The organism is Sphingobium sp. R-21, from assembly GCF_049913335.1.
GTDB lineage: Bacteria > Pseudomonadota > Alphaproteobacteria > Sphingomonadales > Sphingomonadaceae > Sphingobium.
Map to the genome: position 1 here is coordinate 2,111,328 of NZ_CP184374.1, position 17,451 is coordinate 2,128,778.

14 protein-coding genes and 2 pseudogenes are annotated in these 17,451 nt (G+C 61.2%); 2 read left to right on the top strand and 14 right to left on the bottom strand.

The window, feature by feature from the left end:
- Positions 1 to 12: 12 nt before the first annotated feature.
- The 5 genes from ACN9MX_RS10135 to sbnA all read right to left on the bottom strand — a co-directional run bounded on the left by ACN9MX_RS10135 (position 13) and on the right by sbnA (position 7,315).
- Positions 13 to 2,175, bottom strand: coding sequence for a TonB-dependent receptor (locus ACN9MX_RS10135; RefSeq protein ID WP_426386864.1), 2,163 nt, complete (start codon positions 2,173 to 2,175; stop codon positions 13 to 15).
- Between the two features lie 74 nt (positions 2,176 to 2,249).
- Positions 2,250 to 3,488, bottom strand: a complete 1,239-nt coding sequence (locus tag ACN9MX_RS10140; protein WP_426386865.1) for a type III PLP-dependent enzyme — start codon at positions 3,486 to 3,488, stop codon at positions 2,250 to 2,252.
- A complete protein-coding gene (locus ACN9MX_RS10145) occupies positions 3,485 to 5,176 on the bottom strand; it encodes an IucA/IucC family protein (protein ID WP_426386867.1) in 1,692 nt (563 codons plus the stop codon). Before ACN9MX_RS10145 ends, ACN9MX_RS10140 begins: the two co-directional genes overlap by 4 nt.
- Before the next feature lie 52 nt (positions 5,177 to 5,228).
- The gene (gene sbnB / locus ACN9MX_RS10150; protein WP_426386869.1) at positions 5,229 to 6,239 is read right to left on the bottom strand and encodes a 2,3-diaminopropionate biosynthesis protein SbnB; all 1,011 of its coding nucleotides are present in this window, start codon (positions 6,237 to 6,239) and stop codon (positions 5,229 to 5,231) included.
- Complete coding sequence (gene sbnA, locus ACN9MX_RS10155) at positions 6,236 to 7,315, bottom strand: 2,3-diaminopropionate biosynthesis protein SbnA (RefSeq protein ID WP_426386871.1); 1,080 nt, start codon at positions 7,313 to 7,315, stop codon at positions 6,236 to 6,238. The genes sbnB and sbnA overlap by 4 nt, the downstream gene beginning before the upstream one ends.
- Before the next feature lie 206 nt (positions 7,316 to 7,521).
- Between sbnA and ACN9MX_RS10160 the strand changes: the two genes are divergently transcribed.
- Positions 7,522 to 8,727: an ATP-grasp domain-containing protein gene (locus ACN9MX_RS10160; RefSeq protein ID WP_426386872.1), complete on the top strand. Its 1,206-nt coding sequence runs from the start codon at positions 7,522 to 7,524 to the stop codon at positions 8,725 to 8,727.
- 448 nt (positions 8,728 to 9,175) lie between these two features.
- Here the strand turns inward: ACN9MX_RS10160 and ACN9MX_RS10165 are convergent.
- From ACN9MX_RS10165 to ACN9MX_RS10185, 5 genes and pseudogenes are all read right to left on the bottom strand, one after another.
- Positions 9,176 to 9,301, bottom strand: a pseudogene (locus ACN9MX_RS10165) (TrbC/VirB2 family protein); the annotation flags it as partial.
- 55 nt (positions 9,302 to 9,356) lie between these two features.
- Positions 9,357 to 9,542 (bottom strand): annotated as a pseudogene (locus ACN9MX_RS10170) (HipA N-terminal domain-containing protein); the annotation flags it as partial.
- Positions 9,542 to 9,793 carry a helix-turn-helix domain-containing protein gene (locus tag ACN9MX_RS10175; protein WP_363737475.1) on the bottom strand — a complete coding sequence of 84 codons (252 nt, stop codon included), beginning with the start codon at positions 9,791 to 9,793 and terminating at the stop codon, positions 9,542 to 9,544. The gene ACN9MX_RS10175 and the pseudogene ACN9MX_RS10170, both read right to left, overlap by 1 nt.
- Before the next feature lie 431 nt (positions 9,794 to 10,224).
- Positions 10,225 to 10,743 (bottom strand): class I SAM-dependent methyltransferase, encoded by a 519-nt coding sequence (locus ACN9MX_RS10180; protein WP_426386874.1) that lies wholly within the window; start codon positions 10,741 to 10,743, stop codon positions 10,225 to 10,227.
- Between the two features lie 213 nt (positions 10,744 to 10,956).
- Entirely contained in the window at positions 10,957 to 11,706 is a 750-nt protein-coding gene (locus tag ACN9MX_RS10185) for an SDR family oxidoreductase (RefSeq protein WP_426386876.1), read from the bottom strand.
- 93 nt (positions 11,707 to 11,799) lie between these two features.
- Between ACN9MX_RS10185 and ACN9MX_RS10190 the strand changes: the two genes are divergently transcribed.
- Entirely contained in the window at positions 11,800 to 12,699 is a 900-nt protein-coding gene (locus ACN9MX_RS10190; protein ID WP_426386877.1) for an AraC family transcriptional regulator, read from the top strand.
- 286 nt (positions 12,700 to 12,985) lie between these two features.
- On the opposite strand, the gene ACN9MX_RS10195 is transcribed toward ACN9MX_RS10190, so the two are convergent.
- From ACN9MX_RS10195 to ACN9MX_RS10210, 4 genes are read right to left on the bottom strand one after another with little or no spacing between them, the layout of a single operon-like run.
- Positions 12,986 to 14,503, bottom strand: coding sequence for a CRTAC1 family protein (locus tag ACN9MX_RS10195; protein ID WP_426386878.1), 1,518 nt, complete (start codon positions 14,501 to 14,503; stop codon positions 12,986 to 12,988).
- Between the two features lie 17 nt (positions 14,504 to 14,520).
- Positions 14,521 to 15,822, bottom strand: a complete 1,302-nt coding sequence (locus ACN9MX_RS10200; RefSeq protein ID WP_426386879.1) for an MFS transporter — start codon at positions 15,820 to 15,822, stop codon at positions 14,521 to 14,523.
- Between the two features lie 33 nt (positions 15,823 to 15,855).
- Positions 15,856 to 16,857 carry a FecR family protein gene (locus ACN9MX_RS10205; RefSeq protein ID WP_363736239.1) on the bottom strand — a complete coding sequence of 334 codons (1,002 nt, stop codon included), beginning with the start codon at positions 16,855 to 16,857 and terminating at the stop codon, positions 15,856 to 15,858.
- On the bottom strand, positions 16,817 to 17,410 hold the full coding sequence (locus ACN9MX_RS10210) for an RNA polymerase sigma factor (protein WP_363752206.1): 594 nt from the start codon (positions 17,408 to 17,410) through the stop codon (positions 16,817 to 16,819). The genes ACN9MX_RS10205 and ACN9MX_RS10210 overlap by 41 nt, the downstream gene beginning before the upstream one ends.
- Positions 17,411 to 17,451 lie beyond the last annotated feature (41 nt).

Here is a 17,451-nt window from a genome sequence, read left to right on the forward strand (position 1 = left end):
CCGGAAGGCGGGCTAGTCGATCGCGTATCGCAGTGTGAGCATCGCCGAGCGCGGTGCGCCCGGCATGTTGAGGTTCCCAACGGTACCGTGGCCCGACACGAAATAGTCGCGGTCGAAGATGTTGCGGATGTTGAGCTGTGCCTTGAGCTTGCCCAGGCGAGCCCATGCCATCGCATCGGCGGTGATATATTCCGGCAGGACCACGCTGTTCGCGAGGTTAGCCTGGCGATCGCCCACATAGTTGACGCCCCCGCCTAGGCCGAAGCGATCCCCGAAGCTGCGCATCAACCAGAGGCTCGCACTGTTCACCGGCGTCAGCGTGGGTCGGTTGCCCTGGATGGGTACGCCTGAATCGAGCGCCGGCGACCTGATGATGCGCGCATCGAGATAGGCATAGCTGGCGATCGCCTGCCATCCTTGCGACAATTCGAGCTGCGCCGAAATCTCGATTCCCCGCGTTCGCTGAACGCCGACCGGCACGACCTTGAGCAGGATAGGGTCGGTCGCCTTGATGTCGGAACGCTTGAGGTTGAAAGCCGAGATGGTCGTCGACAGCTTGCCGTCGAACAGATCGAACTTGGCTCCGATTTCGCGGTTGATCGTCTTTTCCGGCGCGATGTCCGCGCTGCTCGTCGAGAGCGCGAATGTCTCGCCGGAGGGCTGATAGGACTTGTTCCAGGAGACATAATAGGACTGGGCCGGGGTGGGCTGCCAGACGAGGCCGATGCGGGGGCTCCAGAATGTGTCGGTTCGCGCGAGATCGGGCTGTCCAGCTATCCGCTGGTGGACCTCCTGCCGGAACCGGTCATAGCGCAGGCCAGCCAGCGCCTTCCAGTGCTCGCCGAGGGAGATCATGTCCTGGGCATAGAAGCCGAGGGTCTTGTAGACCCCCGTCCGGTGCGTGCCCGGAGTGCCGGCGACTTCCAATGGCAGGACCGGAAGCACCGGATCGAACAGATCGACAGTGGCGATATTCGCACGGTCTATCCGCAGCTCATATTTGGACTGCCTGCCCGTTTCGAAACCCAGCAGCAGCTTGTGTTCCAGCGGCCCAGTGGAAAATCTGCCGGACAGTTCGAGCTGGTTGAACCAGCCATGCTCGGCGCGATCCGTGCTCTGGCGATTGAGCGTTACTGTTCGTGCAGCTTCATTGACGACGTTCGGAATCGTGTTCTGCCGGTCGAGCGTATAGTCATAATAGCGCAAGGCATTGTGCAGCTTGAGCGTATCGCTGAACTCATGATCGAGCGTCGCCGTCGTCGACCACACTTCCGACTGGCTGAAATCCACGGCGCGAGCGTTTGCCGCGCCATAATAGGTCGATGCCCGCACATCCACCGGACGTCCCTGGAACGCCGGAATGCCATTGTCGGTCACACGGCGGTCGCGCAGATAGTCGGCTTGCAGCAATATCCGGGTGCGGTCGCTCGGCGCGAACAGCACGGACGGGGCAATGGCTTCGCGCCTGAGGAAGCCTTGGTCGCGATAGCTGTCCGATCGTTCGATGGCGCCGGTCAGACGCACCGCCACATCGTTGCCGGTAAAGACATGGCCAAGGTCGATCTCGCCGCGCTTGTCTTCCCAGCTGCCATAGCTCACGACAATCTCGCCGCCTTCTGTGCCCGGTTTCTTCGAAACCCGGTTGATAAGACCGCCGGAGGAGCCGCGCCCGTAGAGGACGGATGCCGGGCCTTTCAGGATCTCGATCCGCTCGATGTTCGACAGGTCGCGAAAATAGAGGGCGTCGTCGCGCACGCCGTCGATGAAAAAATCGCCATAGGCAATATTGCCGCGGATCACGAATTGATCCCGTTGGCCGTCACCCGTGGCCATGCCGATGCCCGCCACATTCCTGACCGCATCCTGCATCGACAGGGCGCGCTGGTCGCGGATCACCTGATCGGGAATGACGTCGATCGTCTGGGGAATGTCGCGCAGTGGCGCATCGATCTTGAGTGCCGTGGTGTCGGGTGTGCGGTACTCTGGATTCTGGCCGGTCACCACGATGTCGTCGCGGCCCGATCCGGATGCCGTGGCCTCACTGTCGGCCTTCTCCGCCACCGCGCCAAAGGCGGGAGAGAACAGCACGCCGCCGCCCAAGGCCGTCAGCAAAGCCAGTATCGATACGATGTTGCCCGCTCGGACGGCAGGAGAATTTTCAGCAATCGCGCGCATGTCGCCCCCTTGAATATAATGATAATGCGAATCTTTCGCACATCTGGACTGTTACGGCGGCGTCGCAGCCAAAGTCAAGAAAAGCTGGCCGATCCCGTTGAAAATACGCGAGGATTTGCGTGCTCATACGCCCCCAAATAGACGTGCTGCGGATGGGGGTGGCACAGGAAGTCATGATGGGAGATGTCCCAGCCATAGGCGCCCGCCATCAGGAAGCAGGCGAGATCGCCGATCCGCGCCCGCTCAACGGGCACATTGCGGGCAAGCACATCCTTGGGCGTGCATAGCTCCCCGGCGAGCGTCAGATTGATGTCTCTGCATTCGGGTCGCGGCCAGGGGTGGGGCCAAGCATCGCGAGGCAGGATCAGGAACGGATGATTGTGCCCCCAGGAACTGGGCAGGCGGAAATGATGGGTGCCGCCGCGCAGCAGGGCGAAGGTGCGGCCATGAACGAATTTGAGGTCGAGTATCTCGCAGACATAGGCTGCATGGTAGGCGGTCAATATCCGGCCACATTCGAATTGCAGGCGAATGTCTTCGCCCACATGTGGCGCGAACGCGCGGGCAAAGCCATCGACGTCGAACCGCCAGTCCGGATCGCCATAGTCGACGCCCCAGCCGCCACCCAGATTGACAACCGCCAGGTCGAGCCCATGCTCGGTCGCCCAGGACCGCGCGAGGCCCAATTCCATCGCGCAGAGCGCGGCATGTCCGGCCGCGTCGCGATTGTTCGACACCGTATGAAAATGGAAGCCTTCGAACCGGAGTGCCGGGCAGTCCCTCAACAGCTTCAATGCCTCGGGGATATCCGGCTGCGCGATGCCGAACTGGGTGGCCGCTCCTCCCATCGTCAGGGTCGCGCCCGGCACAGGGCCGGCAAGGTTCACGCGCAACAATATCGGCAGCACCGCGCCCGCCTGCATGGCAACGGCGTTCACGAGACGAAGCGCGTGCAGGCTCTCCACATGGAGCCGCTCGACGCCCTGCGCCAGGACTAGTTCGATATCCTCCCGCGTGCGTGCCGGACCGCCCATGATGATCCGGGCGTCAGCCCCAACCGCCTCGCGAACCTTCAGTATTTCGCCCGAGGATGCGACCTCGAACCCGGCGACATGCAGCGCCAGGGTTCCCAATATCCGGGAGTCATTATTGGCTTTCACCGCGTAGAACAGTTCGACGCGGGGCGGTAATGAGCCTGCGATGTCGCGAGCATGCCGGTTCAACGCATCGAGATCGTGCAGGAAGGCGCAAATCGGCCGCCCGCCGGTCAGGACCGCGTCGATCTGGGCGGCGGTAGGTTTCAGCAACGTCACGTCCGCACCGCCCTTCCACGGCGCTCGCCCCGCAGGGCGAGCCACAGGGGATTGGCGATCGCCACATAATCCGGACGCTCGCCGCGACCCGCGAAGCAACTGGTGAAGTTGGCCTTGGCCGGGAGCGTCTCCTGCTCCAGAAGCCACACGATAAGACCCTCCGTCTCCCCTTCTTCGGTCACATTGGCGAGTGTATCGGTCACGGCATGCCAGAGGGAAATTTCCGGCACATCGGCCAAGCGCGCGATCGTTGCGACCACATGATTCAGCTGATTGCTGATGAGATAATAGACCAACCGCTGGCGCGCTTCCTCAGCCGGGAAAAATACGGACGCATCGAGATCGAGGCCCGGCGCGACGCTTTTGAAGCGCTCGCGATCGATGCTGACCCCTTCGAGGTCGCGCACGATCAGGCGGTCCGGATTCCCGCTGTCCAGTGCCAGAAGGCTGTTCTGGCTGTGCGCCTCCAGGCTGACTCCCGTTCGGGCGAACAGGCGAAGCGGCGGGAGGACAGCCTTGCGGACATAGGCGCGTAGCCAGGCTTCCGCCTCGGAGGCACTAGAAGGATTGCAGCCCATCGTCGCCAGCATGGGGCGGCCATCATGGGCCGAGGGTTCAAGGAGGCCCGCCAAGACATAGGCTTTCCGTGCCGGGGCGTCGCGCAGGATAACGCCGGTGATTGCCTCAAGATCGGGATGGTCGATCCAGATGGCGCCAGGTTCGTCGAGGATGTCGAGGCCGCAGGCGACCACCTGCGCCTGGATCGCAGCAAGCGCCCGTCCCGCAGCCATGCTGCGTGCGATCTGCTCTCGTGGATTGGTACGCACGAAATTGGTGATCCGCGCTTCGATCGGAAGCTTGAGGAAGATATTGGCTTCGGGCGCGAACAGCGTGCGAACCGATGACGTTGGCTGCATCCATGCGCCGCTCGGCAAGGTGAGGATCGCGCGTCCCTGTGCTGCAAGATTGGCGAATGCCGTATTGCACTCCAGACGTTCCGCCTGCCAGGGATGGCTAGGAAGCAAAAGACGTTCCCCGATCGCCTTGTCGGACAAGCCCGCAAGGCCAGCGAGAATCTTGCGTGATCGCGCCTCTGCCTGTGCATCGCGCCACAAGGCAGCGCCCACATCGCGATCCGCGATGATCCAGCGCAATTGGAAAACAGCCGCCCGTTCCGGCGCATAATGCTCGACGTCATGCGCAGAAAAGCCATCTATGCTTTTGGCGAAGGGGTGAAAGGGATGGCCATGCCAAAGGCTCCGTTCCATCCCCATGGCAGAATTGTCGGCAGGCCGTGCAACGCAGGCCAGAGCATGATTTTCGCCGGCGTCGATAGCTATCTTGAGCCGCGTCTTGATCGTCGTCGCGGGGACGCCGCCCTCGTCGGCAAGAACGTCCGCCATCAGGGCGGCGACGACCGCCGCGTCATTTACGGCCCTTTCCGTCCCGTCGGCAGCTTCGATCCGGACCGGCAGGCGCCAGCGATGGAAGCCCCCCGGTGAGGCACGCAGGCACGAGACGCGGATGCGCTGTGCCCCCACTTGCAAGATGCAGGCTTCGCCCTCCACCGGCGCGAACCCGGTCACGCGTTCCCGCACCCATGTATTGAGAAGGCGATCCATCGCGATGCCAGCACGCGTGATGGCTGCATCGGCAACTTCTGGAGGCACGGGGAGGGCTGTCGTCATCGGACGCGTTTCTCGATGCTAGTAAAGTTTGGGGAATGAACAGGAAGGCATCCTAGAAGAGCGGCAGCACGGTGCCGATGCCCCTGTCCTCGGCCCGGTGGAGGATCGCTTTCGCGCAGGCGATGTCGTCGATCGCCATTCCCATCGGATTGAGCAGGATGATTTCATCATCCGTTTCGCGGCCCGGCTTGTCCCCGACGATGATCTCGCCAAGCTCGGCATGGAGGCGCTCGCGCGAGAATTCGCCCGCTTCCACGAGAAGATTGATGATCTTCTTCTCCCGGTTCGACTGGTTCCAATCATCGACGACGACCTTGTCGACCTTGAGGAACACGTCGCGCTCCACGTCCATGATCGAGACGTTGGCAAGAAACGCACCCCTGGCCAGCCAGTCAAAGGCGAGATAGGGCGTGTCCGTCACGGTACAGGTGATGACGACCGGACAGTCGCGAACCGCCGCCTCCGCGCTCTTGGCGATGATGACGCGGAGATCCGCGAAACGTTGGCGAAGCCGCGCGGAGAGAGCTTCCGACGCCTCTTCGCGCAGATCGAACAGGCGAAGCGTTCTGACCTTAGCGAACTGTTCAAGCAGCATCTGCGCTTGCCGTTCCGCGATCGGTCCGCAACCGATAATGGCTGCCTCGTCAAAGCCCTTTCGCGCCAGATGCTGCGTTGCAACGCCGGTCACGGCGGCAGTTCGCATCGCGCTTAGAAGGCCGCCCTCCATGATCGCCATGGGATAGTTGGTCTCGGGATCATTGAGGACTATGACGGCGCTTGCGCGTTCCATGCCCCTTTTTGCCGGATTGTCATGCTTGGATCCAATCCACTTGAGCCCCGCGACAGGCCGCTCACCGCCGATCCAGGCAGGCATGGCGATAATGCGATCCGCGATATGCCGCGCGCGGGGGCTGCGTAGGTACGGCTTGAGCGGCTGCACGAAGTCACCTGCGGCATGGGAGCGGAAGCCGTCCTCCACCGCGCGCATATAGAGGTCAGAATGTTCCCCGCCGAGCGCGGCGATGTCCGCCCGGGACAAATATCGCAAGGTAGCGCCGTTCATAGTGTCGCCCCTGCCGCCAGAATAGGAGGCCGTGGCATCCATGAGGAGGCCGCCGCGGTGCGACGTGTGGGTGCCCTTGCGACGGCTGATCGTTCGCCAAGACGGAGGAAGGACGCTTCGAACGGCCTGGTGAAGCGACGTTCCTGGCTCGGCCATTCGGGATCATAGACCGTATCGAGATAACGTTCGCCACGGTCGGGCAGCAGGGTAACGATGCATGACCCTTTGCCAAGATTGGGAATCAGCTTGGTAATCGCCGCCATCACCGTGCCCGATGAGCCGCCCGCCAATATCCCCTGGCTATCCGCGAGACGGCGACAGGCAAGGGTGGATTCCCAGTCCGTCGCGTAGATTACGGCATCCACTTCGGGCAGTGAGAGCTGCTCGGGAACCCTGCTGGCGCCGATTCCGGGAATCTGCCTGTTGCCGCCCTGTCCGCCGAAGATCACGGATCCCTCAAGGTCGACCGCGACCACCTCGATTTTCGGCCATCGCTCGCGCAAGCGGCGTGCCAGTCCCATCAAGGTTCCACAGGTTGAGACGGCAGCGACCACATGGGTGGGCTCGACCGGTATTTCCTGCACGATCTCTTCGCCAATGCCGTGATAATGGGCTCGCCAGTTGTCTGGATTGGCATATTGGTTCAGCCAGACGGCGCCGGGAATCGTGCGGACCAATTCATCCACCCGGCGAACGCGAGTATGGAGATAACCGCCCGCCTCGTCCTTCTCGGTCACGAGGTCGATGCGTCCGCCGAACGCCTCGATGAGGCAGCGATTGGCGGGAGCGAGATTGGGATCGACCACCGCCGTGAAGGGGATTCCCTCGCGCTTGGCGATCATGGCGAGAGCTATGGCAAGGTTACCGGACGAGCTTTCGACGAGGTGGCTTTCCGACGTGATCCGGCCCGCGGCCAGCGCCTGCGACACCATGTAATGCGCGGTGCGATCCTTCACACTACCGCCGACATTCAGCATTTCCAGCTTGGCGAATACCGGAACCACATCCGGCGGAAACATGCGGTCAAGGGCGACGAGCGGCGTGTTGCCGACGGACAGTTCTGCTGAAGATTGCATGGCAGCTCCTTCCAAATCCGGATGGGCGCGCGGTGATATCACCGCTGCTCGTTATTCAGGCGCCTTCATTTTTTCTGAAGCGCTTCAAGGACATAAAATGATTCGCTATTGCGAGTCAATTGCATATACGATGTAATTCGTTCATCAGCTTTTCTGCTCGTGGAGAGCGGCGGACATGAAATCAGGAATATGAAAGGACTTGCCCAATGCCGACCTTGATCCTGCTTGCCCATGTACCGACGGACGCGGTCAACGAGGGTTTTCTCCCGGCAGCGCAACGCCTTGGCCTGAAGGTGATCCTGCTTACCGATCAGGCTGAAGCCCATCGCCGCCATTTCGAGGCTGCGGACCGGCCCGCCTGCCCCGACAGCATCGTCGAATGCGACGTTTTCAATCCCCTGGCGATCATCGACGAAATCAGCAGCCATGCCGAAAGGCCTGCGGCGATCTTCTCGAACAGCGACCATCTGCAAACCAGCACCGCGCTGGCGGCTGATTATTTCGGCCTGCCCGGCAAGGACTGGAAAACCACCTATCGGACCAAGAACAAGGCAGCGATGCGCAGCCATCTGCGGGATCAAGGCGTCGACACCCTGTGGCATGCCGTTGTCACTCATGAGAACGGCCTGGCGGAGCTTCCCGACGTGCCTTTCCCTTCCGTGGCGAAACCCCGCGAGGGGGTCGGCAGTCAGCTCGTCCGCTTCTGCGAAGACAAGAATGCCCTGATCGCGCATTGTCGGGAGGTCTGGCGCGTCGAGCCCGGTCGGGCTGTGTTGATCGAAGACTATATGGCTGGCGAACTCTATACCTTGGAGACCCTGGGCGACGGGAAAGACATCGCGATTCTGGGTGGTTTCCACGTGGCGCTCAGCCCGCCCCCCGACTTCGTCGAACTCGAAGGACGCTGGGGCAACTGGCTGACGGCGGACCAGAGGAATGCGGTACTATGCCAGATCCGGGCGGTCGGCGTTGGTTTCGGCTCGTGCCACACCGAATTCGCGCTGACGCCGCAGGGACCGCGCATCATCGAGATCAATTACCGAACCGTCGGCGACCATATGGAGTTCATGCTTGAGCATACGCTGGACATCGCATTGTTCGAGAAAATCCTTCGTCTTCACCTTGGCGAACCGCTCGGCACATTCCCGCTCGCGGACAGAGTGGCTGCAATCCGCTATTTTCCGACCGACAGTGCCGGAGAGATCATCTCCGCACCGGAAGGCTTCCTGCGGAAAGGCAACGATCTTTGGGTCGAATATCGCTCACTGCGCGCTCCCGGCGAGCGCATGGTGATAACCTGTTCCAACAAGGATTATTTGGGCGTGTTGAGTGCCAGCGCGCCGGATGCCAGGGCGCTGGCCACAGCCATGGCGCAGGCCAGCGCCGGATTGTCCTGGACAATTCAGCCCTAAGGCGAAATTTCGCTTCTGCGGCAGGCTCGTTGTGCAGGGTTCGCAGCCCCATCGACACGTATGATCACGCGCTTTGCTGGAAGGCTGCTGGCCGCGGCCCTACGCGTCATTGAACGAGGCTTCGCTTCCCCGTCCCCAAAAATGCACCCGGCGTCACCAGTGCGCGACTGACGAACGGCTCACCATCCTGCGAAATTGAGCCTGGCCAGCGGACGAGCTTGTCCGCCGCAGGAGGCTTGAATGACCCCGACAAAGCTTCTGATCGGACAGATAGTCGTTGTGCTTGCGATCATATCGCTGGGCATCTGGACCGCGACGCAATGGGCGGCGGCATCCCTTGCATACCAACCCGAACTCGGTCTTCCATGGTTCGCCCTGCTGGGCGTGGGGCTTCCGAGTGCGCCGTGGACCGGCACCTCGAATCCCTCCAGATGCTGGCCACCCCCGGTCATGCGATCAGCGCTCCGCCACCGAAGCTGAAGAAGCTGAGGAAAAAGCTGGAAGCGGCAAAGGCGATCGACAGGCCGAAGACGATCTGGATCAGCCGCCGGAAGCCCCCGGATGACTCCCCGAACCCGGCGACGCACGGCGGCATTATCCGGCAGCAGATTGTCGAAGACGGCGACCACCGGTTCGCCGGTGAATTGCGATTCGCGCAGGGGCAACGAAAGGGAGATTGGAAATGCGTGCTCCCAGGGAAGCCAGCTTTGGTCGTAGCGAAATTCGATGGCGCCGCTGGCCTGCTTGAGAAGGCGCCCAGCCAAACGGTTGTTGATGAATATGTTAAGCGGGGGGTGCGCTCTGCGCCGGCCCATCAGAAGATGTCCTCAATATCAGGCACCGATTTGCCGGACCTCTGATCGATGACCATCTCCAGGCCGAGAGCGGCAAACAACGCATAAATCGAGGATAACCGGGTGCCTTCTTGTCCGGTCTCGATCTTGGAGACCAGTTCCTGCCGCAGGCCTGCCAAGCGGGCCAGTTCCGTCTGGCTCATGCCTTTCTGCTTGCGCACACGCTGGATGGCGGCGCCAAGTTGCTTGGGCGATCGCGCAATATGAGCCATAAGCCAATCTCCTTGGCCAGCGCTATGTCTCAAATCACATAATTTCGCAATATGCTGTTTTGAGCATAAATTCTCTTTATGCCTTAATCTGCATAATATAATATTATGCGATTTTCCACATAGACTCTCGGCAGCGAAACCTGCAAAATATACTTGCAGGCTACCGGTGTCTGGGTTGGTCAGCCACTATAGTTGCGGCGACGGTAAGACACTTGCCGACCAAGTCAGGTCGTTCAACTGCGGCGCCGCAAACGTGCAGATCTGACGAAAGCCGCCGTTCGGCTGTCAGATTGCTCGGTAAGCGAACATGCTGGTCACATAAGGGAAGGCGACCTCCCGGCCTCCGCCCAGTTCCGGAGTTCCGTCAATCAAGTCCCGTACTTCCCGCTCGACCGCATGCCGTTCGATCGCGGGCAGACCGGCGATGAAGCTCACCGACATTGTGCGTTTAAGAACGACCTGTTCAGCCGAACCAATATGGTGGTTGCGCACGTGCCGATCACCGATGAACTCGAAGCCCGGAGCGGGGAACGCATTCCGCCAAGCGCCGGTGCGGTATCGCGGCGTATCGCCTTCACGGCGATCGGTGATCTGGGAGAGCGCAGCAACCCACGGAACGCTCTCGTCCCGCCCATTCCAGATGAGACCGAGCCGCCCGACACCAGCACGCGACGCATCTCCGCGACCGCTTCGACGGTCGCAAACCAGTGAAATGCCTGCGCGCAGACGACTGCATCTACCGAGGCGTCCGGGAGGGGGATGGCGTCAGCCGACCCGGCCAAAGCTGTCACATCCGGAAAAGACTGGACCAGTTGCTCCCGCATCTCGGTGATCGGTTCAACCGCAATGATGGTCCCGCCCACTTCTTGCAGCGTCGGGATGAACTTGCCGGTTCCTGCTCCGATCTCGACGATCTTCCTGCCCGGAGCGGCGCCCAGGACGTCGCGCAACCACTCGATCGCTTCCGGCGGATATCCTGGCCGGCCGGCGACATAATCCCGGGCACCCGAATGGTAGCCTTGGGATTTCTCATGAACCGACATGGGGTATCGTCCCTCATCGTGAACCGCGGCCGACATCTGGAATAGCCCCTTCTGCACCCATGGAGCGAAGACGCGCAAGTCAGACTGACGTTACGCCGTGCCGGTGGCACGGGGCTACCCTCAACGCGCGCGGGAGAGCGCGACGGCGTCCGGACCCGCGGGGAAGTGGAGCTGGTTTCCGGTATCATGGATGGCGTTCCAGACGCCCTCAGCCACGTCACTTTCCTTGGTCGTCAGCGCGGGCTTTCCGAACGCCTCGATAATGGGGCCAGCGAAGTCGGCGTAGTCGGCGGGAATGAGCTGATCGAAAGGAATGATCGCATTGGCACCGAAATTCGTGGTCGGCGCGTAACCGGGTTCGACCAGTTTCGTGCGGATACCAAAATACGCGAGCTCATGTGCGAGCGAGCCCGTGAACCCTTCGATCGCCTGCTTGCTGGCCGTGTAGGCAGCCGCCAAGGGGAACGCGCCAAGCGTGACGCTCGACGTGACGTTGACGATCGTGCCCGAACGACGCTCGCGCATTTGTGGTATGACCGCCTGGCACATGGCCATTACGCCGATCGTGTTGGTCTCGATGAGCTGCCGCACCAGCGACATCGGAGTCACCTCAAACGCCCCGACGGCGCCGACGCCGGCATTGTTAACGAGCACGTCGATCGGGCCAGCGACTTCGATCAACGCAGCGATACTTGTGTCGCTGGTGACGTCCAGCGGCAGCACGCGGAGCCGAGTGGTATCGCCACTGAAAGACGCATTGTCGGGGCGCCGCATCGTGGCGATAACGTTCCAGCCATGGGACAGGAAGTGCTCTGCGATGGCCTTGCCGTAGCCGGAAGAGGTGCCGGTGATGAGAATTGTCTTGGTCATAGCCTGTCTCCGCGTGGTCAATGACGATTTGATAGACGAGGTCAACCGGACGATATATAATCCCTAGTCCAATATTAGTTATGGATCGTCCAGATGGACCCATTGAGCGACGTCATTGCCCTGCTTCGCCCCGGTGCGGCCCTATCCAAGCCCATCTCGGGTAGAGGTCGGTGGGGCGTAGAGTATGCGGCGCATGACGCCCCTGGCTTCTCGATCATCCTCGCTGGCGAAGCATGGTTGACCCTGAATGGCCATGAACCACTGCAGCTAGGTCGGGGTGATTTTCTGCTGCTTCCGACGACGCCGGCCTTCTCTCTTGGCAGTGAGAAGGGGATGTCCTGCGCTCCGGTCGCACCTCACAATGAAGCGGTGCGACATGGCGAACAAGAGGGCGAGCCAGACTTCGTTGCTCTGGGGGGCAGTTTCACGTTTGAACGCGTCAACGCGCCGCTGCTGCTCAGTTTGCTGCCCAAGCAAATCTACATTCCCGCGTCGCAGGGACGTGCGACCCGATTTGGTCGCTTGATTGAGTTGCTGGCCGAGGAGTGCGCAACAGACTATCCGGGGAAAGAGCTTATCATCCAGCGCATGCTGGAGGCACTCCTCGTAGAGGCGCTTCGCTGGCACAGCATTGAAGGCCAAGGAGTCACCACAGGATTGCTCAATGGCATGAAGGATCCCTCCCTCACGCGTGCGATCCAGGCGATCCATTCTGACGTCCGTGCCAATTGGACGGTTGCCGGCCTTGCCAGCATCGCCGGCATGTCGCGGTCGGCATTCTCAGCCCGGTTTGGCGAAACGATCGGATGCGCGCCGATCGAATATCTGGCGCGCTGGAGAATGGCGCTCGCCAAAGATGCGTTGGCAAGCGGCGTCAAAACGCTCGATCGGATTGCTGCTGAGATCGGCTACGAGTCGGCCAGCGCATTCAGCACCGCCTTTCGCAAGCGCTTGGGATGCCCACCGGGCCAGTTTTCGCGAATGAGTGCATGATCACGAATTTCGCGATGTAGTGATTTGGCCTTGCCTGGCCCCCTCCGCTTGTGGCCCGAACCGACCAGTTCAAGTCATTCCACCGTTCATTCTGAACCGTCGGATTTAGCCTAATCCTGCCATTGCCGCTCATGCTCGCGAAATGCGCTAATGTCCCGCGACCTTGCCGCAGCAGTTAACACTGATACGATTTACAGATGGCTTCGTTATCTGCCTCTGCCCTTACGCTTTCCGATGTCGTTTCGCAAAGAGAAGGAAAAAATAGATCAAGCGTGATCCTCCCATCCTAACGCTCTATCTGCTCCTCGATAACCAACGATTTTCGCACGTAGAGTGATGGCTTCACGTTGGACAACGTCTGGAGCTTGCGCCCCTTCTTCGTCATCCAGGTAACTTCGACCTTCACCGGGTCGAGCGATTTGAGCCCGAAATGCAGGGGCGCGGCATTTTCGGAATTATAGCCGTCGCCAGTCGAAAGCTGGCGCGTTGCCAGTATCTTGCCGCCCTTGTCGTAAAGCCGCACTTCCGCGCCCATGCGCGTGAAGCGTCCTTTGGCGTCGAGCAAAGTTACCGACAGGCTGCGCTTCGCCGCCGCACGATCCAGATCGTTGTGGAACAGGAAATGGCCGCCCTGGCTGGTGTAGCCGCGCATCACCGAAAGATCGAGCGCCCCGTCCCGGTCATAATCGACCCACTGCACGCCATGGTCGCCGACATTGAGCTTGGACGTTTCACTCAACACCTGCCGGAAGCCCTTTCCGCCCTCATTATGGAACAGGCTGTCCTTGGGCTGCTGCTGATCGCGCGGGCCATGGTAGGAGGTAACGAAGAGGTCGAGATAGCCGTCATTGTCATAATCGCCCCAGACCGCCCCGACGGCGTGATTGTCGATGGCGACGCCCATCTCCTTGGCGACATTGGTGAAGGTGCCGTCGCCATTATTGTGATAGAGGGTGTTCACCCCGTAATTGGGGACGAACAGATCAAGGAAACCATCATTGTCATAGTCGCCGACGGCGCAGCCTACCCCGCCATCCTCCTTTGACCGCCCCGGATTGTCCATGCCCAGCGCGGGGGCGACATCGGTGAACGTGCCGTCGCCATTGTTACGCCACAACGCGTCCGTCGCGCCCGACTGGTTCGCGAGGAAGACGTCGAGGAAGCCGTCGCGATCATAGTCGAACCAGCATGCGCCGACCGTCGGGCGGCTGTCCGAAACACCGGTGCCGACCGACACCTGGACGAACTTGCCACGATCGTTGCGATACAGGCTGTTGGGGCCAATGCGGTTGGCGGCATAGACGTCCAGGTCGCCGTCATTGTCGTAATCGACCCAACTGGTCTGGCGCGCGGACCGATTGGGAATGGTCAGGCCGAGTTCCGGCGCGACGTTCGTGAATGTCTTGCCGCCCTGGTTGTGAAAGACCAGGCTGAGGTCGCCCGGCATCGTGGCGCCACCCAGCAGGTCGATCCAGCCGTCGCCATCATAGTCCCCCCAGGCAACGCCACGCATTTCGGGGCCGGACGTCGGCAGGCCCATCTGCGGGCCGACATTGACGAACTTCCCCTTGTCGTTGCGATAGAGCCGGATGTCGCCGCCCTTGAGCGACACGGCAAGGTCCAAGTCGCCATCATTGTCGAAGTCCGCCCAACTATTAGACAGGGACCCGGCGATGGCGAAGTCATCGCGCTGCACGGAGGTGAATGGCGGTTCGGCGGAAGCCGCGGAATCCTGGGCGATCGCTGGCTGACACAGCAGGACCAGCGGCATGATATGGCAGAGCGTGCGGTTGAATGAAGGCATGACGTCTTCCCCTCTGATCAGATTTGGCTGGTCTTGCGGGTGTCGGGCATCCGCAGATAGATGATCAATGAAACCCCGATCATGGCGGTGACATACCAGTAGAAGCCGCCCTCCATGCCGATATGCTTGAGCCAGAGCGCGGCATATTCCGCCGTACCGCCGAACAATGTGTTGGCGAGCGCGTAAGGCAACGCGACACCTAGCGCGCGGATGTTGGCCGGGAAAAGCTCCGCCTTCACAATTGCGTTGATCGAGGTATAGCCCGTGACGATCACCAGCCCGGCCAACACCAGCAGAAAGGCGCCGAACGAAGAGGTGATGCTTTCCAACGCCGTAAAGATCGCTGTGGTGAACAGGACGCCGGCAACGCCGAAGGCGACGAGCAACGGCTTGCGCCCGATCTGGTCGGACAGCCACCCCGCCATCGGCTGCAGCAGCATGTAGATGAACAAGGCCGACGCCATGATCGCGGTGGCGGTCTGCCGGCCGAAGCCCGCGCTGTTGACCAGGAATTTCTGCATATAGGTGCTGTAGGCATAGAAGGCGAGGGTGCCGCCGGCCGTCAGCGCCATGACAAGCAGCACTTCACGCGGATGCCGGCGGATGAGGTTGAGGCCGCTCGACCGGGGCTGTTCCCTGACAGCTGCGCTCTCCTCGAACGCTTCGGTTTCCTTCAGGCCCCTGCGCAGGCGGTAGACACCTACCGCCATCAGGCCTCCGATCACGAAGGGTATGCGCCAGCCCCAGCTTTCGAGTTGATGCTCGGTCAGGAAGAGCTGGAGCAGAAGGAGGACGCACAATGCCAGAAGCTGCCCAGCGATCAGCGTCACATATTGGAAGCTGGAAAAGAAGCCGCGCTGGTCCTTCTGCGCCATTTCCGACAGATAGGTCGCGCTCGCGCCATATTCGCCGCCGATGGACAACCCCTGCATCAGCCGGGCGAGCAACAGCAGCACGGGCGCGGCGACGCCGATGCTGGCATAGCCGGGGATGGCCGCGATCATCAGCGATCCGCCCGCCATCAGCATGACCGACAGGGTCAGTCCCGCCTTGCGCCCCTTGCGATCGGCATAGATGCCCATGATCCAGGCGCCGATCGGCCGCATGAGAAAGCCCACGGCAAAGATCGCGGCTGCGTTCAGCAGTTGCGCCGTGCTGTCGTCCGAAGGGAAAAAGACAGGCGCGAAATAGAGGGTGAAGGCGGAATAGACATACCAGTCATACCATTCGATCAGATTACCGATCGAACCCCCAAGGATGGATTTCAGGCGATCCTGACGGGAAATTCCTACCGAGGCGAAAGACGTAACATGATCCATCCCCGTTGATACGGATGATCCAACAGCTTTCTGCTAACTGCCGTCCGAAGAAACGAGGATGATCGAATTATCGCTGCCGGACACCGCCCGAACGCCGAAACCGCTTTCCAGCGCATCAACAAAGTCCTGCGACCGATCGAGCCGAAAGGCGCCGCCGACCCTGAGGCTGGCGATGGCGGGATCGCCGATGACGAGCGGGGTCTGACGGTAGCGGTTGAACTCCTCCACCGCTTGCGCCAGCGTATCGCCCTGAAACTCCACCATGCCCTCCTGCCAGGCGACGCGCTGCTTGATCTTGGCCGGATCGAGATGCGTGACGGCGATGCTGCCGCTGCGGACGGCGGCGCTTCGACCGCTTTCGATCCGACGCACGGCGGAGTCGCCGTTGCGGACCGCGACGATCCCCTCGATGACCGTCAGTTCCGTGACATCTGCGCGCAGGCGCACGTTGAACATGGTGCCAACGGCCCGCACCAACGTGCCGTCCGCGTTAACGATGAAGGGCCGCTTTGCGTCATGGGCGACATCAAATTGCGCTTCGCCCTTCAACAGTTTGATCGATCGGATATCGTCGCGAAGCGACACCTCGATCGAACTGTCGGTGTTGAGATGGACGCGCGATCCATCCGCCAGCCGCACGGTGCGCGTTTCGCCCAGGGCCGTTCTATAATGATCGACGGAGCCTGCAAGGCGCAAGGCTACGGTCGATGTAATACCGGCGACCGCCGCTGCGGCCGCAAGACCGAGTAGCAGATCCCGGCGACCCAGGCGATGGGCCTTTGTCCCTTCGTTCGGCTCGACCCATGCGACCGCTTCGGTCGGGACATTTGCAGATGGCTCCGGTCGATCATCCCGACCGGCAGGGAGTTCGGTCAGCCGCTCCGACAGTTCCCACCCTGCCTCCGCCTTGGCAAAGGCAAAGCCATGGGCAGGGTCCAGGGCGATCCAGTCATAGGCGACATGCCAGTCCTCCGGGGCGTCGCTAGCCCGCGCATTAAGATACAGACGAGCCGCTTCGGCCTCGATCGCCTGCATCTCTTCTGCGCTTTTGTAGCGACCATCCAAATCCAGAACCCTCAAACTGTCCGATGGCTTGCATTATCTTTACAGCCGCGCGCGTCAAATGCTTGTCCACGGTAAAGACGGACAAGCCCATCTCCTCTGCTATCTCCTTCACGGGCTTTTCATGCACGCGACGAAGGATGAAGGCCTTGCGACACTGCGGCGGAAGCGTGTCCAATATCGCCTGAAGATGGCGCAGTTCGTCCCGCGCGTGCAAGGCATCTTCGGTCGAATTGTCCGCCTGAAGCACGTCAAGTTCGGCGACCAGTTCGAGCGACACGATCTTTTCGCGACGGGCCTCGTCAATCAGCAGGTTTCGCGCGATCTGGAACAAAAAGGCCTTGCCGCTCTGCGGACGGCTGATGTCGCCATGGGCATAGGCGCGCGTCATGCATTCCGCGACGATGTCGTCAATGTCGTGCCGCTGGGACAGAATGCGCCGCAACCGCGAACGCAGCGCGCCTTCATGGGGCAGAACGGCCTCCTTGAACCAATCCAGCCTGGCCCTGATCAAGTGTCCGTCCAAACCCGTCCCCCTGCGCACTTCGCTTTGCCTTTTCGACGCCC